We start from the raw sequence: 15175 nt of genomic DNA on the forward strand, positions 1-15175 counted from the left end.
CTACCTTTTCATTTTTATAGTTTATTTATTATATTATAAATCTCATAGATAATTTATATAAAAATATTTGTGATTCTGTATTTTTATTATAAGTAGTCTAAACTTAATTTCAAATTTTGATTTAATTTATTTTAAACTGATAAAACTAATGTTTTATATTTACAATTTAATATTCAGTATATAAAAAATTTATTTTTTCTGGCTTAATACCAATACATCTTTTTCCAATATAATTGTATCTCCCTTAGGTATTACCGGCTTATCATCTCTCATTATCAATATTATAAGCTGTTCTTCCAATGATATTTCCTGTATTTTTTTACCCAAATAATCACTTTCTTTTGTTATTGTCATTTCACTCAAATCAAATTCTATATTATTGTTAAATCTTACAGCCGTCAATGCTATACAATCATCTTTTCTAAATACCACATCGCCTTTAGGAAGTATAGAACCGTCTTTCCCCTGTATTGACACAATGAGCAAATCCGGAGGCAAGTTTATATCTTTTACGGTTTTTCCAATCCAAGGATGATTTTCTGTAATTTTCACCCTTATATAATCAACCGGTATATCTTCAGTATAATCACTGAATGTTTTTAGTATATTTTCATTTTCATCAATCATATTCAGCTTTTTTGTAACATAAGGTATCAAACTCCCCTGTAATATAATCGATAATAAAACTACTCCGAAAACTATGTGAAATATATCAAAACTTACATTAAGTCCACTGCCAAGCACCATTATTGCAAAAACTATTGATGCTGCACCTCTAAGCCCACAAAAACTTACCAAAATTTTCTTTTGCAAAGACACTTTCTCAAACGAATACAACAAAAACACCGCAACCGGTCTGGCAACAAATGTAAGTGCCAAAAATACAAAGAAAAACTCCTCTTTCACACTCCATATTGCAGACGGTAATGACAGCAAACCGAGCAAGAAAAATACAATGAGTTGCATAAGACCTGTTATTCCATCAAAAAAATGTATCAATGAACTCTTATTTTTTATCTTCTGATTACCAAGTATTATACCTACAAAATAACTGCTCAAAAATCCGTTTCCTCCAAAAAAAGTAGGAAAAGCATAGCTAAACAGTGCCACAGATACAAAAAATATTTGGTCGAATCCTTCTGTGTCAAATTTATATCTTTTCAAAAACTCTATTGTAAACTTTGCTATTAAAAGACCACAGCATATACCTATAACAATTTGCATAACAAAAGTTTTTGCTATCTCAAACGAAGATACTCCACCTTTTAATATCATAACACATATGATCATGCACATATATGCAAACGGGTCATTACTACCGCTTTCCAATTCCAATACAGGAGCAGTATTCTCTTTTATTCCGAGTTTCTTGGAACGAAGTATGGAGAAAACTGATGCCGCATCAGTCGAACCTATTACAGAACCAAGTAATAAACTCTCCCAAAATGAAAACTTTAATATAAAATGACATATCACTCCCGTAATCAAGGCAGAACCCACAACACCTAAAGTAGATAAATGCAAAGATTCCTTCACAACTTTTTTAGCTGTATTCCAGTTTGTTCCGAAACCTCCATAAAACATTATGAATATAAGTGCAATTACACATATATTTTCCGACATTAAATAATTGTCAAAATATATTTTTCCAATACCGTCACTGCCGAACATCATACCCAAAAAAATAAAAAATACAAGCGTAGGTATACCTACCTTAGACGAAAACTTATTTATAAGTACGCACAAAAAAATAATTAAAGAACCTATCAGCAAAGATGTGACCATTATAACTCCATTTTCAGCATTTTTATTTATATTAAAACTTTATTGAAATACTAATTCTTTTTTAATTTTAAAATTTTAAACCCATTTATTATTTTTCAATTTGATTATCCCTATATTAATACTAAAGGTTAATAGAATAATAGATATTTCTGCTTTTAAAAATCTATTAACTGAGTAAAATTAAGTATATTTTAAACAAATAACTCATATAAATGCATCATTAATAAACATATATTAGAGTTAATTATCAAAAATAAAACTTGATTTAAAAATTTCTGTTGCATCAATTAGAGATTTTATAATCTATAATTGCGTTTACTATAATCTACAGAAATTGTGTATCTAAAATATTATATCTTATTAACCTTAAAATAGTCATATATATTTTAGCAAAATTTATAAAAAATTGCAAAAAAATAAAACCTAAAAAATTTAGGTTTTATTTTTTAACTTTATTTTGGACTACATCATTCCCGGCATTCCGCCACCCATTGGCATTTGAGGTTCGTCTTTTTTAATTTCTACTACTGCTGATTCTGTTGTAAGAAGTATTGCTGCTATTGATGCCGCATTTTGTAATGCTGAACGTGTAACCTTAGTAGGATCTATTATTCCTGCTGCTATCATATCTACATATTTTTCATTCAACGCATCAAAACCTTCATTAGTTGATGATTTCTTAACATTTTCTACAATTACTGCACCTTCCAAACCTGCATTTGTAGCTATTTGTTTCAACGGTTCTTGAAGTGCTTTTGCAACTATTTGCATTCCTGTTTTTTCTTCTGCTGTTTCTTTTTCTACTTCTTTTTCTACAGCTTTCATAGCTTCTATTAGAGCCGTACCTCCACCTGCAACTATTCCTTCTTCTACTGCTGCTCTTGTTGCATTAAGTGCATCTTCCATTCTTAATTTTTTCTCTTTAAGTTCTGTTTCTGTTGCTGCTCCTACTTCTATTACTGCAACACCACCTGATAATTTTGCTAATCTTTCTTGTAATTTTTCCTTATCGAATTCTGAAGTTGTATCTTCTATTTGTCTTTTTATTTGTTCAACTCTTTCAACTATTTTATCTTGAGCTCCTGCTCCATCAACTATTGTAGTATTTTCTTTTGTAACCTTTACAGTAGCAGCTTTTCCTAATTGTTCAAGTGAAGTTTCTTTTATATCAAATCCTAATTCATCTGATATTACTTGTCCACCTGTAAGTATTGCTATATCTTGTAGCATTTCTTTTCTTCTGTCGCCAAATCCAGGTGCTTTAACTGCTACTACATCAAATGTTCCTCTCAACTTATTTACTACAAGTGTTGATAGTGCTTCTCCTTCAACATCTTCAGCTATTATTACAAGTTTTCTGCCTTGTTGTACTATTTGCTCAAGTATAGGCAGTATATCTTGTATTGAGCTTATTTTTCTATCTGTTATTAGTATATACGGATCTTGTAAAACTGCTTCCATTTTTTCAACATCTGTTGCCATATATGCTGATACATATCCTCTATCAAATTGCATACCTTCAACCACATTAAGATTTGTACCCATAGATTTTGATTCTTCTACTGTTATTACTCCGTCTTTTCCTACTTTTTCCATAGCGTCTGCTATAAGTTGACCTATTTGTTCATCACCTGCTGATATTGCTGCTACTTGTGCTATTGATTCTTTATTTTCTACTGTTTTTGAATTTTTCTTTAAAGTTTCCACTGCAATATCTACAGCCTTATTTATACCTTTTCTAAGTAGTATAGGGTTAGAACCGGCAGCTACGTTTTTTAATCCTTCTCTTACTATTGCTTGAGCAAGAACAGTTGCAGTAGTAGTTCCGTCTCCTGCTATATCATTAGTTTTTGTAGCAACTTCTTTTACAAGCTCGCTACCCATATTTTCGTAAGCATCTTCCAATTCTATTTCTTTGGCTATTGTAACACCGTCATTAGTTATAAGCGGTGCTCCGAAACTTTTTTGTAGTATTACATTTCTTCCTTTAGGCCCAAGTGTAACTTTTACTGTGTCAGCTAATTTATTGACACCTCTTTCCAATGATTTTCTTGCCTCTTCTGAAAATTTAATTTCTTTTGCCATTTATATTACCTCCGAATTATTCTTGTAAATTAATCTGTAAAACTTTATTATCTACATTTGAAATATATTTTTCTTTTTTATATATTTTTTTACATAAGTTTCAAAACTCATCAGTCAATACTTCTGTATCTGTAATACTTTTATAAAATAAACAAACCATTGCAATAAATTATATTATTCAACTACTGCAAGTATGTCATTTTGTCTTAATATTGTATATTCTTGTCCGTCTATCTTTACTTCTGTACCTGCATATTTAGAAAATAATACTTTGTCACCTTTTTTAACTTCCATTTTTATTTCTTTTCCATCAATCACTCCACCTGGTCCTACTTCTACTACCTCAGCCTCTTGTGGTTGCTCTTTAGCGCTTCCTGTAAGTATTATTCCTCCCTTAGTCTTTTCCTCAGCCTCTAATCTTTTTATTACTACTCTGTCAGCCAATGGTCTTATTTTCATTATTAATTGCCTCCTATATAAATATAAATAATTAACCTTTTTATGTTAGCACTCAATTAATACGAGTGCTAACCACATATATTATTATATAACAAAAAAATTTTTTTGCAATAGTTTTTTATAATAAATATTAAATTTTTTATATACCTAAATTGCATTAACAAATACACAATTTTTTCTATAAGATATTCTAATTTATAATTTTTAAAATATTCTTAATAATTTTAATTATATAATCATTTTAAATATTTATACTTTTATTCTCTTTATAAATTTTGATATTTTAAATTATCATTAAACAAATAGCGGTATATGTTGTATTTACAAAATATAATTAACAGAAAAAATAAAATTATCTTTTGTAAAAATTTTATATATTTTTTGTAAAAAATATACTTAACTTTTTTAGTAAAAAATACTTGATTGTGCTTAATAAATTTAATATAATAGTAACTATAGCAATTTTTATTTTATAAAATTGTAATTTTAATGATTTTATGGAAGGTAAATAATTATATGTATGAAAATATTAAAAAAACTGAATTCAGTAATATTTCTGAAAATAACGATGATTCTCTGAATAGTTTTTTTCTTAAATACCCTGACTTTTCTTTCATTCATAATATGCTTCCTTGTGGAATATTCCGCTGCAAAAATGATAAAGATCTCACTCTTACATATATGAATGACGGTTTTTTGAGATTGACTGAATATACACGCGAAGAATTAATTAGATTATACAACAACAGTTTTGCAAGTATAATATATTCCGAAGATTTACAAAACGTTGTAACAGAATCTATGAATATTAAACCTTCAAGCATAGATATAGATATGGAATTTAGAATTATAACTAAATCAGGCAAACTCGTATGGGTACTAAGCAAAGGTATGATATGTCAATGTTCCAGTAATGAATATGAATATTGCAGTGCGCTTGTAGATATAACTTATCAAAAAAAAGCTATGCGTTTGCTTACGAAAAAAGCCGAACATGACGGACTTACAAATCTATACAACAGAGTTACTACTCAAATTCTTATAGATAATTATTTAAAATATGAAGTAGATAACTCAAAAGCGGTATTTTTTATCCTTGATATTGATAATTTTAAAACAATAAATGACACATATGGTCATCCTTATGCTGATACCATATTAGTAGATATAGCCAAATCTCTACGCTCCTTATACAGAAGTACTGACATATTGTGTAGAGTCGGCGGAGATGAAATGATTGTATTTCTTAAAGATATTCAATCTAAAGATATAGCTATGGATAAAGCCAATGATTTAATAAAATCAATCGCTGAAATTTCAAAAAGGCGTTCTACAGGCTTACCGATAACTTGCAGTATAGGTGTATCACTATATCCAAATGACGGAAAAACTTTTGATGACCTATATAAAAAAGCTGACACAGCTTTATATTATGCCAAAGAAGAAGGAAAAGGACAAATATTTTTTTACGATGCTCTACCAAAAACATATCACTATTTGAATGCTGAAACTAAACATACACATATAGATTCAAAGAATATGGAGCCTGAAACTGAGGGAGATTGGCTACTTTGGTATTCGTTCAATCTTTTAAACGATTCTGATGATATACCCGGTGCCATAAATTTGATATTATCATTACTCGGTCAAAAAACCGGAGTAGACAGAGTATATATATTTGAATATGCAGAAAATCACACGAGGTTTAGAAACACGTTTGAATGGTGTAATGAAGGTATAGACTCTGAAATGGAAAATCTTCAAGCTCTTACTATTGATAGTGTAAAAGCTATATTCGATAAGTTTGATGAAACAAACGGCCTATTATATTGTAAAGATATTGAAGAATTTTATCCTGATCCTATATACTATGTATTAAAACCTCAAAATATAACCTCCGTACTCCAATGTGAGCTTAAAAACGGCGGTCAAAGATTCGGTATGCTCGGCTTCGATGAATGTCACGGCAAAAAATATTGGAGTTTAAAATTAGTGGACTTGCTGATAAAATTTTCCCATCTTATAAGTGTATATCTTTCAAATTACAGACTAAAACAATATATACAAATGGAAGGCAATTCAAGATTCCCTTCATTATAATGATAAAAGACTGCTGTCAATATTTATTGATAACAGTCTTTTATTTTGCAAAATCTTATTATCAAATTTTAAATTTACCATATTTCAATATCTTAAAAAATTTTCTCATATCATCAATTATATTATTATTTTTATGCTTGTTCATAAATTCCTCAAGTAAATATTAATCTATCTAAAAAATTTTAAAAATTTCCTAAATAATTCCTGTAATCATCATACTCATATATAATCTGCACGCTTTGTACAACTGCTCTATTTTTATACATTCATTTTCTCTATGGACTACACTCAAATCTCCAGGTCCTATTATTACGGGTATAAGCGAGTTTTTTATAAGTACGCTTGCATCTGTTGAACCTGCAAATATATCAAGTTCGCATTTTTCGTTTATACTATCCAATCCTTTTTTTACCAATCTTATCAAATTATTCTCTTCACTTGTATGCCAAGAGTGACGCTCGTCTATTATCTCATAGCTTGCATCAAAATCCGGCACTTCACTTTTCACCTCTTGTATGAGTTCGTCCAATTTTTGCCATACTTCACTTGTTTCGTGTCCTACAGAAAGTCTTGCATCTACTGTAAATGTACATTTATCCGGTACTACTTGAGGCTCTACTCCTGCATTTATTGCAAGTGTTCTCCAAAATGAGCTTCCGTTTTCATCTGATGAATACTCGTCAAAATTAGTATTTTTTATTTTTTCTATAAGTCTTATAGCAAGATATATAGCATTTTCTCCAACACCTGCTTGAGAGCCGTGAGCGGTTTTGCCTTTTACATATACATCTGCCCAAGTTCTCCCCTTTCCTTTGTTACATATTTTCAAATCAGTAGGCTCACAAACTACAAGATATTTCGCATCTGATATGAGCTTTGAATTTAATAGTGCTTTTGAGCCTTTCATATAGTTTTCTTCGTCTATTGTAGCTACCAAGATAATATCGTTTGGAGGAATAATATTATTCCTTTTAAGTACAATCATAGCGTATATCGCTGAAATAAGCCCGCTTTTCATATCACTACTGCCTCTTCCGTACAAAAAACCCTCTTTTATAGTAGCTGAAAAAGGCTCGTAACTCCATCTTTTCATCTCTTCATCAGATACCGGCACAACATCCATATGCCCTGTAAAAATTATGCTGTTTTCATTTGATTTGCCTCTTATTCTTGCAACTATGTCATATCTGTCCTCTTCCACAATTATTTTCTCATATTCTATATCATTTATTTTGAGTAAATTCTCCACATATTCGCACATCTTTTTCTCTTTTCCTGGTGGATTTATGCTCGGTATCTTCACAGCATTCGCAAATATATCAAGCAGTTCTTTATCATTTATTAAATCAAAATATTTTTTCATCTTCCTACTTCCTTTTATGTATTATTAATTTACGATAATAAAAAATAATTATCAGCTGAATCACAACTCTAAAATTATAAAAATCTCAATATATTTTACAGCAGAGTTAATTCCTTATAATTATTTTTTGATAACTTACCACAGTTATTATAGTTCATAAATTTTTAAAAATAAAGCAAAATGTTATGAAATGTAATTTTCATCAAAAATATTATAAATTTATGATATAATATTATAGATTTATTTTACAAAAATTTTATTAGAATTTTAAAACACTATATTTTATAAATATTTTAACAATATACTTTATTATATATTTATGAAATTTTCATATACACTGACTCGAAAGGAAATGAAATGTACGAAAAATATATAAAAACACTCGAATTTGACAAGATTAAATCCATACTGCACAGCTATGCCGTATCTGATGGAGCCAAAAAAATGATTGACTCTCTTATGCCGTCAGCTAAAAAAGAAATCATAAGCTTGTATCAAAAACAGACCAGCGAGGCACAAAGTATAATCCTCACAAGAGGCTCCATACCATTTGGTGCAATATACGATATAAGATTGCTGTCAAGAAAAGCGCAAATAGGCTCTGTTTTAGACGCAAAATCATTACTTAAAATAGGCGATACTCTAAGAACCGCAAGAATTTCCAAAGCATATGTAGAACAGTTCAATGATATACCTGTCATACGTTCACTATCAGAAGAAATAAACATATTTAAACATATAGAAGATGAAATAGAAAGATCAATCTTATCCGAAACGGAAATATCGGATGATGCAAGTGTAGATTTAAGGAGAATAAGAAGACAGATAAACAGCGAAAAACAAAACATAAAAAACAAATTAAATGAGTTTGTAAGCTCATCAAAATATTCAAAAATACTACAAGACTCTGTAGTTACAATGCGTAACGAAAGATTTGTAGTGCCTGTAAAATCTGAAAACCGAGCTGATTTTCCGGGAATAGTTCACGATACCTCATCATCAGGGGCAACAATGTTTATAGAGCCTATGGCTATAGTGAATATGAACAATCGCCTATCTACTCTCAAACAGGAAGAACACAAAGAAATAGAAAGAATACTCGCATATCTTACTTCATTGGTAGGAGAATATTGTGAAGATATATCACATAACTGTGATATACTCGAACAACTTGACTTTATTATGGCAAAAGGCAAATTATCCGTAGAGATGAATGCTATAGAACCGAAAATAAACGACAGAAAATATATCAAGCTAATAAATGCAAGACACCCACTCATAGAAAAAGACAAAGTTGTAAGCTCCACAATAATACTTGGAGGAGAATACTCCACACTAATAATAACAGGACCTAATACAGGTGGTAAGACTGTTACACTCAAAACTCTCGGACTTTGCTCACTTATGTTTCAAGCAGGGCTACACATACCTTGTGATTTGGAAAGTACAATTTGCATATTTGACAATGTGTTTGCAGATATAGGAGATGAACAAAGTATACAACAGAGCCTTTCAACATTTTCTGCACATATGACAAATATTGTCTATATAATGGATAATGTTGGCAACAATTCATTGGTGTTATTTGATGAACTCGGTGCAGGAACAGATCCTATAGAAGGAGCAGGACTTGCAGTATCCATACTTGAAACACTTAAAAGCAAAAATATTTTGACTGTAGCAACCACACACTACAGTGAGCTTAAAAATTATGCACTTACGCAAGAAAATGTTACAAATGCGTCAGTAGAATTTGACATAAACACATTATCACCAACATACAAACTCTTAATCGGTGTGCCCGGAAAATCAAACGCATTTGAAATATCAAAAAAATTAGGCTTATCTGAAGAAATAATAAATAGTGCCAAAGAACATATAAAAACAGACTCCATACAAATGGAAGATGTAATTTCAAAACTGGAAAAAATAAGAACGGATTATGAAAAAAAACAAGAAGAACTCCAAAAAGAATTAGAAGATGTAAAATATATACGCTTAAAACTGGAAAATAAAGAACAAAGACAAAAAGAACAAAATAAAAAATTAATTGAAGATGCAAAAGAAAAAGCGAGAAAACTAATCGAAGATGCAAAATCGGAAGCCGATATAATATCCAAAAATTTAAACAAAATAAAAAACTCCTCCGACTACAAAAATATTGACAGACAGATGAACGAGCTAAAGACAAATATCAACAAATACAAAGAAAAATACGCAAAATCAAAAGAAGAATTGATTGCAAAAAGCTCAAAACCGCTTGAAAATATAAATGTAGGTGATATAGTCTATGTAAACAGCTTTGCAAAAAATGCAAAAGTATTGTCAGTGGATGATGCAAAAGACGAGGTACTTATAGAACTTGGCGCTATAAAAATGACCGTAAAAAAAGAAAACTTATCAACTCAAGAAAAAATTAAAGAGAAAAAATCTACAAAAGCCGGAAAAATATTGACAAATAAGACAAAAACAGCACAAACCTCAGTAGATTTGAGAGGTATGGATTTGGAAACAGCCATACTTGAAGTAGATAAATACATCGACAACTCATATCTTGCCGGTCTGTCAGAAGTGACAATAATACATGGTGTAGGTACACTGGTATTAAAGAAAGGACTTCAGTCATACCTAAAAAAACATAAACATATAAAATCATTCCGTGACGGACAGTATGGAGAGGGGGGAATGGGTGTAACCGTAGCAACTTTAAAATAATTTTGCTCTACACCTAAAAGATGAACATATATGCTATAGCAGACCTTCACCTGTCATCCGACGGTTCGAAATCTATGGAAAAATTCGGTTGGACAGATCACGAAAACAAGATATGGCAAGATTGGAATAATAAAGTACAAGATGATGATATAGTCATCATAGCAGGCGATATATCTTGGGCTTTGAAGTTAGACGACGGCTTAAAAGATCTCGAAAAAATTGCAAATCAAAAAGGCAAAAAAATACTAATTAAAGGTAATCACGATTTTTGGTGGACATCAATCAAAAAATTGGAAAACTTTAACAATAATATGTTTTTTATTCAAAACAACATCTATGAAACAAATGACTATGTATTTTGCGGTACAAGAGGTTGGACTTGTCCAAATAGCGAACATTTCAGTGAACAAGACAAAAAACTCTACGAAAGAGAAGCTATAAGACTTCAAACAGCAATATCCCTTGCTAAATCCACTCAAAAAGAAATAATATTGATACTTCATTACCCGCCTACAAATGAAAAAAAAGAACGCTCAAAATTTGTAGACTTGATTGAAGAAAATAATATAAAAACTGTAATCTACGGTCATCTGCATGGAAGTCAAAGCTTTGATTTAAGTTATAAAGAAATTGTAAATAACGTACACTACCATTTGGTATCTTGCGATTATTTGAATTTCAAATTGAAAAAAATATTCTAAAATAACAGGAGATATAATGGGAAAATTAATTTTTAGATACGGTACTATGAACTCCGGAAAATCGCTCAATCTGCTCGGTGTAAACTATAATTACACACAAAACAATAAAAATGTTTTTATACTAAAACCGGCAATCGACACAAGAGATATAGGAATAATAAAAACGAGATTGTCCGACGATTTGTCAGTTTTAGCCACTTTAGTCCATAAAGATGATAATATTGCCGATATGGTGCTGAAAAAAGAAAAAGACGATGATAAAAAAATAGATGTTATATTGGTAGATGAATCACAGTTTTTGACAAAACATCACGCAAAACAACTGTCAATATTAGCTTATAAACACGATAAATTAGTTATGTGCTACGGTCTTAAAATAGACTTTCTCGGCAATCCGTTTGAAGGCTCTGCACATCTTATAGCACATTCAAGCAACTTGGAAGAAATAAAGACAATATGCGAAATGTGTGGAGATAGAAAAGCCATATTTCATTTACTGTACATAGACGGTAAACTCCTCACAAATGCTGAAAGCGGTACAGTTATAGAAACAGACGACACAAAATATATGCAAGTATGCGGAAAGTGCTACAACAAAGCTCTTAAAGATGCAGAAAATCAATAAATAATATTCATCATTTATTTTATATCATTATAAAAGACTGCCACTAATATATTATACTAAAATCCAATTAAACTAAGATATTCTCAAATATATCGAAAAATTTCTATTTTTAATGGATAGTAGTATTATTATATATTAATGACAGCCTTTTTTATTTTTATGCTATCGGTGTATATTCTTGCGGTATTTTTCTACTTATAGTAGGAAAAAATTTGCTTGATGCCTTTATCTTTTCTTCATTAAGCCTTATTGCTACAAATGATATTATCAAAAATACAAATGCTGAAATTACACTTGCAAGTACGTTTTCTTTAAACAATACATAATATCCGAGCATTACTCCAAAAAGCATAGAAATAAGCGGTATTCCATAAATTATAAATGCTGCAAGAAGTATATTAGGAGTTTCCATATCAAGCTCTACTATATCTTTTTCACTTGCATTTACAGTGTTCGATACAGTAAGCTCTATAAATTTTTTATTCTCCATACCCATACTGCAAGCTGTACAAGTACCACAAGCACTTGAACGATTTACTCTCACTATTGCATTTTTTCCTTCTATTCTTATGACTTCTCCGAGCTCTTTCATGGTCTTTTCCTTTCTAAGCACTATACTCTTTATGAAAAATATATTGTAATGAGCTTTTAAACAATGATTTTTATTACATTATACTAAACATCGTTACAAATTATAAAATCTCTAAAATTTATCTCAATTTTATTCCGAGTTCTTCCAATGCTTTCTCATCTGCCATAGCAGGCGCTGATGTTAATGGACAAATTGCATTTTGATTTTTAGGAAATGCTATTACATCTCTTATTGATTCTTCTTTTGCAAGCAACATTATAAATCTGTCAAGCCCCAATGCTATACCACCATGAGGAGGTGTACCGTATTTGAATGCCTCTAATAAAAATCCGAACTTATCCCAAGCAGATTCTGTCGAAAATCCTAAGCACTCAAACATTTTTTCCTGAACTTTGCTGTCGTGTATTCTTATACTTCCCCCACCTAATTCTATGCCGTTAAGCACTATATCATAGGCTTTTGCTCTCACATTTTCCCTGTCTGTGTCAAGCAACTGCAAATCTTCGTCCATAGGCATTGTAAATGGATGGTGCATTGCCACGTATCTTTGTTCTTCTTCATCGTATTCAAATTGAGGAAACTCAGTTACAAACAACAATTTGTAATCATCAGATTTCAACATATCAAGTTGCTTTGCAACCTCTATTCTTAAATGTCCCAAAGCATCGAAAACGACTTTGTTTTTATCTGCAACAAACAATATCAAATCGCCCTCTTTAGCTTCCATTCTTGTAAGAATTTCGCCCATTTTTTCTTCGCTCATGAATTTTGCAATAGGAGAATTGATACCGTCTTTTGTAAATTTTATATAAGCAAGCCCTTTAGCTCCATATGTCTTTGCTACATCTTCCAATTTTGTTATGGCTTTTCTTGAAAACTTGTCCTCAAAACCATTTACATTTATTGCTCTTACTGATGATTTTTCAGTATTTGCTGCATTTTCAAATACTGAAAATCCACAATTTTTAACTATATCGGATAAATCTTTAATCTCAAAACCGAATCTTATATCAGGCTTATCTGAACCGAATCTTTCCATAGCTTCTTTATATGTCATTCTTTGAAGCGGTAATTTCACATCTACATCAAGCACTTCTTTAAATATTTTTTGAACCATTTCTTCAGTAACGCTCATAACATCTTCCGGTTCAACAAAAGACATCTCACAGTCTATTTGTGTAAATTCAGGCTGTCTGTCCGCTCTCAAATCTTCATCTCTGAAACATCTTGCAACTTGGAAATATCTGTCGAATCCTGATACCATCAACAATTGTTTGAATAATTGAGGTGATTGAGGAAGTGCATAAAACTTTCCATTGTTAACTCTACTTGGCACCAAATAATCTCTTGCACCTTCAGGAGTCGGCTTGTTCAATATAGGTGTTTCTATCTCTATAAATCCCTTTTCTGTTAAAAAGTTTCTTATTAATTGTGTAACTTTATGTCTTAAAAATAAATTGCCTTGCATCTTAGCTTTTCTAAGATCCAAATATCTGTATTTCAATCTCAAACTTTCAGATGCGTCATCATCATCTTTGATATATATAGGTGGAGTTTGCGAAATATTTAATATCAATAAATTAGTAGCAAACACCTCAATATCTCCAGTAGGTATTTCTTTATTTTTAGAGCTTCTCTCTCTTACTGTTCCTTCAACAGCTATTACATATTCGCTTCCTAAAGTTTCAGCTTTTTTGTATATCTCTTCACTTGTGTTTTCATCAAACACTACTTGGCATAGACCGCTTCTGTCTCTTACATCTGTAAATATTAATGCTCCCAAATTTCTTGATCTTTGCACCCATCCCATAAGTACAACTTTTTCGCCGACATCGGACATTCTGAGTGTTCCACAGTATGACGTTCTTTTCAATCCGTTTAATTTATCCATTATTTTCTCCTTTATGTTATAAAAATATTTTTTGTCCTATATAAATTTTCAATTACACTTATAATTATTCCAAATAATCAAATAATTATAAAATATAATTTTATTTGCGAATACTTTATATATATTATCAATTTTTTAAACGAAATTAGTCTTATGTTCTATATCAATACCATTATTTAATTAAAATATACTTACATTTTATATTTTTAGCTTATAAATTGCAATAGCAAATGACATTTTTCAAAAAAAATAAATTTTTTCTTGACATTTTATTTTATAAGTAATAAAATATGTAGCATACAACATATTTTATGTAGTAACCTACATAAATTACAACTTATAAAACTTGGATTTATACACGTTTTTGACTTAAAGGAGATGAGAACTTGCATAAAAAAAATGATATAGTACGACTGATAAAAATATTGAACATAAGTATAGAAAAAAGGGTAAACAATGATTTCAAAAAAATGAATTTAACCATGCAACAAATAAAAATACTATTATATTTAAAAGAAAGAGAAAAAAATACTGTTGAAATTACAACCCAAAAAGATATACAAAACTTACTTGGAGTAACTCATCCAACAACAATTTCTATAATAAAATCTTTAGAGCAGAAAAAATTTATAACAAGCAAACACTCTGAAATTGACAGGCGTCTTAAAACACTTCACCTTACAGAAAATGCATATGAAATGACCCAGTCAATAGTAAAAGGAAAAATAAATTTTGATAATGATTTATTGCGAGGAATAGAAAAAAATGAGCTGAATGCTTGTATAAAATGCTTAAATAAAATGTACGAAAATATAAATAAATCTTGATTTATAAAATTTAAAATAATATAAAAAGGAGT

Annotated in this window: 11 protein-coding genes; 5 read left to right on the forward strand and 6 right to left on the reverse strand. The window is 30.1% G+C overall.

Features of this window, described 5'->3' with window-relative positions:
• Positions 1-189 precede the first annotated feature (189 nt).
• The 3 genes from HMPREF9630_RS02910 to groES form a co-directional block, all read right to left on the reverse strand.
• Complete coding sequence (locus HMPREF9630_RS02910; RefSeq protein ID WP_009527040.1) at positions 190-1785, reverse strand: potassium/proton antiporter; 1596 nt, start codon at positions 1783-1785, stop codon at positions 190-192.
• Between the two features lie 462 nt (positions 1786-2247).
• A complete protein-coding gene (groL, locus tag HMPREF9630_RS02915) occupies positions 2248-3870 on the reverse strand; it encodes a chaperonin GroEL (RefSeq protein ID WP_009527041.1) in 1623 nt (540 codons plus the stop codon).
• Positions 3871-4044: 174 nt separating this feature from the next.
• Positions 4045-4329, reverse strand: coding sequence for a co-chaperone GroES (gene groES, locus HMPREF9630_RS02920; RefSeq protein WP_009525344.1), 285 nt, complete (start codon positions 4327-4329; stop codon positions 4045-4047).
• Positions 4330-4845: 516 nt separating this feature from the next.
• On the opposite strand from groES, the gene HMPREF9630_RS02925 reads away from it, so the two are divergent.
• Positions 4846-6429, forward strand: a complete 1584-nt coding sequence (locus tag HMPREF9630_RS02925; protein ID WP_009527042.1) for a diguanylate cyclase domain-containing protein — start codon at positions 4846-4848, stop codon at positions 6427-6429.
• 193 nt (positions 6430-6622) lie between these two features.
• Here the strand turns inward: HMPREF9630_RS02925 and HMPREF9630_RS02930 are convergent, their stop codons facing one another.
• A complete protein-coding gene (locus HMPREF9630_RS02930; RefSeq protein ID WP_009527043.1) occupies positions 6623-7792 on the reverse strand; it encodes a M20 family metallopeptidase in 1170 nt (389 codons plus the stop codon).
• A 357-nt stretch (positions 7793-8149) separates the two neighbouring features.
• Between HMPREF9630_RS02930 and HMPREF9630_RS02935 the strand changes: the two genes are divergently transcribed.
• Genes HMPREF9630_RS02935 through HMPREF9630_RS02945 form a run of 3 tightly spaced genes read left to right on the forward strand, consistent with a single transcriptional unit; the run spans position 8150 to position 11833 of the window.
• Positions 8150-10507 (forward strand): endonuclease MutS2, encoded by a 2358-nt coding sequence (locus tag HMPREF9630_RS02935; protein WP_009527044.1) that lies wholly within the window; start codon positions 8150-8152, stop codon positions 10505-10507.
• Between the two features lie 20 nt (positions 10508-10527).
• The gene (locus HMPREF9630_RS02940) at positions 10528-11208 is read left to right on the forward strand and encodes a metallophosphoesterase (protein WP_009525348.1); all 681 of its coding nucleotides are present in this window, start codon (positions 10528-10530) and stop codon (positions 11206-11208) included.
• 16 nt (positions 11209-11224) lie between these two features.
• Positions 11225-11833: a thymidine kinase gene (locus tag HMPREF9630_RS02945; protein WP_009527045.1), complete on the forward strand. Its 609-nt coding sequence runs from the start codon at positions 11225-11227 to the stop codon at positions 11831-11833.
• A gap of 157 nt (positions 11834-11990) precedes the next feature.
• Here HMPREF9630_RS02945 and HMPREF9630_RS02950 read toward each other — a convergent pair whose 3' ends face one another.
• Together HMPREF9630_RS02950 and aspS are read right to left on the reverse strand one after the other, a co-directional pair.
• Entirely contained in the window at positions 11991-12425 is a 435-nt protein-coding gene (locus tag HMPREF9630_RS02950; RefSeq protein ID WP_009525350.1) for a SoxR reducing system RseC family protein, read from the reverse strand.
• A 118-nt stretch (positions 12426-12543) separates the two neighbouring features.
• Positions 12544-14316 carry an aspartate--tRNA ligase gene (gene aspS, locus HMPREF9630_RS02955; RefSeq protein ID WP_009527046.1) on the reverse strand — a complete coding sequence of 591 codons (1773 nt, stop codon included), beginning with the start codon at positions 14314-14316 and terminating at the stop codon, positions 12544-12546.
• 386 nt (positions 14317-14702) lie between these two features.
• Between aspS and HMPREF9630_RS02960 the strand changes: the two genes are divergently transcribed.
• Positions 14703-15143, forward strand: coding sequence for a MarR family winged helix-turn-helix transcriptional regulator (locus tag HMPREF9630_RS02960; RefSeq protein WP_009527047.1), 441 nt, complete (start codon positions 14703-14705; stop codon positions 15141-15143).
• The last annotated feature ends 32 nt before the right edge of the window (positions 15144-15175 follow it).

The sequence above is a fragment of the Peptoanaerobacter stomatis genome (assembly GCF_000238095.2).
Classification (GTDB): domain Bacteria; phylum Bacillota; class Clostridia; order Peptostreptococcales; family Filifactoraceae; genus Peptoanaerobacter; species Peptoanaerobacter stomatis_A.

Excerpts from the sequence above, each read along its gene's own strand:
- aspS (WP_009527046.1), bottom strand. The coding sequence starts at position 14,316 with ATGGATAAATTAAACGGATTGAAAAGAACGTCATACTGTGGAACACTC.
- HMPREF9630_RS02925 (WP_009527042.1), top strand. The coding sequence starts at position 4,846 with ATGTATGAAAATATTAAAAAAACTGAATTCAGTAATATTTCTGAAAAT.
- HMPREF9630_RS02910 (WP_009527040.1), bottom strand. The coding sequence starts at position 1,785 with ATGGTCACATCTTTGCTGATAGGTTCTTTAATTATTTTTTTGTGCGTA.
- HMPREF9630_RS02950 (WP_009525350.1), bottom strand. The coding sequence starts at position 12,425 with ATGAAAGAGCTCGGAGAAGTCATAAGAATAGAAGGAAAAAATGCAATA.
- HMPREF9630_RS02940 (WP_009525348.1), top strand. The coding sequence starts at position 10,528 with ATGAACATATATGCTATAGCAGACCTTCACCTGTCATCCGACGGTTCG.
- HMPREF9630_RS02935 (WP_009527044.1), top strand. The coding sequence starts at position 8,150 with ATGTACGAAAAATATATAAAAACACTCGAATTTGACAAGATTAAATCC.
- HMPREF9630_RS02945 (WP_009527045.1), top strand. The coding sequence starts at position 11,225 with ATGGGAAAATTAATTTTTAGATACGGTACTATGAACTCCGGAAAATCG.
- groES (WP_009525344.1), bottom strand. The coding sequence starts at position 4,329 with ATGAAAATAAGACCATTGGCTGACAGAGTAGTAATAAAAAGATTAGAG.
- HMPREF9630_RS02930 (WP_009527043.1), bottom strand. The coding sequence starts at position 7,792 with ATGAAAAAATATTTTGATTTAATAAATGATAAAGAACTGCTTGATATA.
- groL (WP_009527041.1), bottom strand. The coding sequence starts at position 3,870 with ATGGCAAAAGAAATTAAATTTTCAGAAGAGGCAAGAAAATCATTGGAA.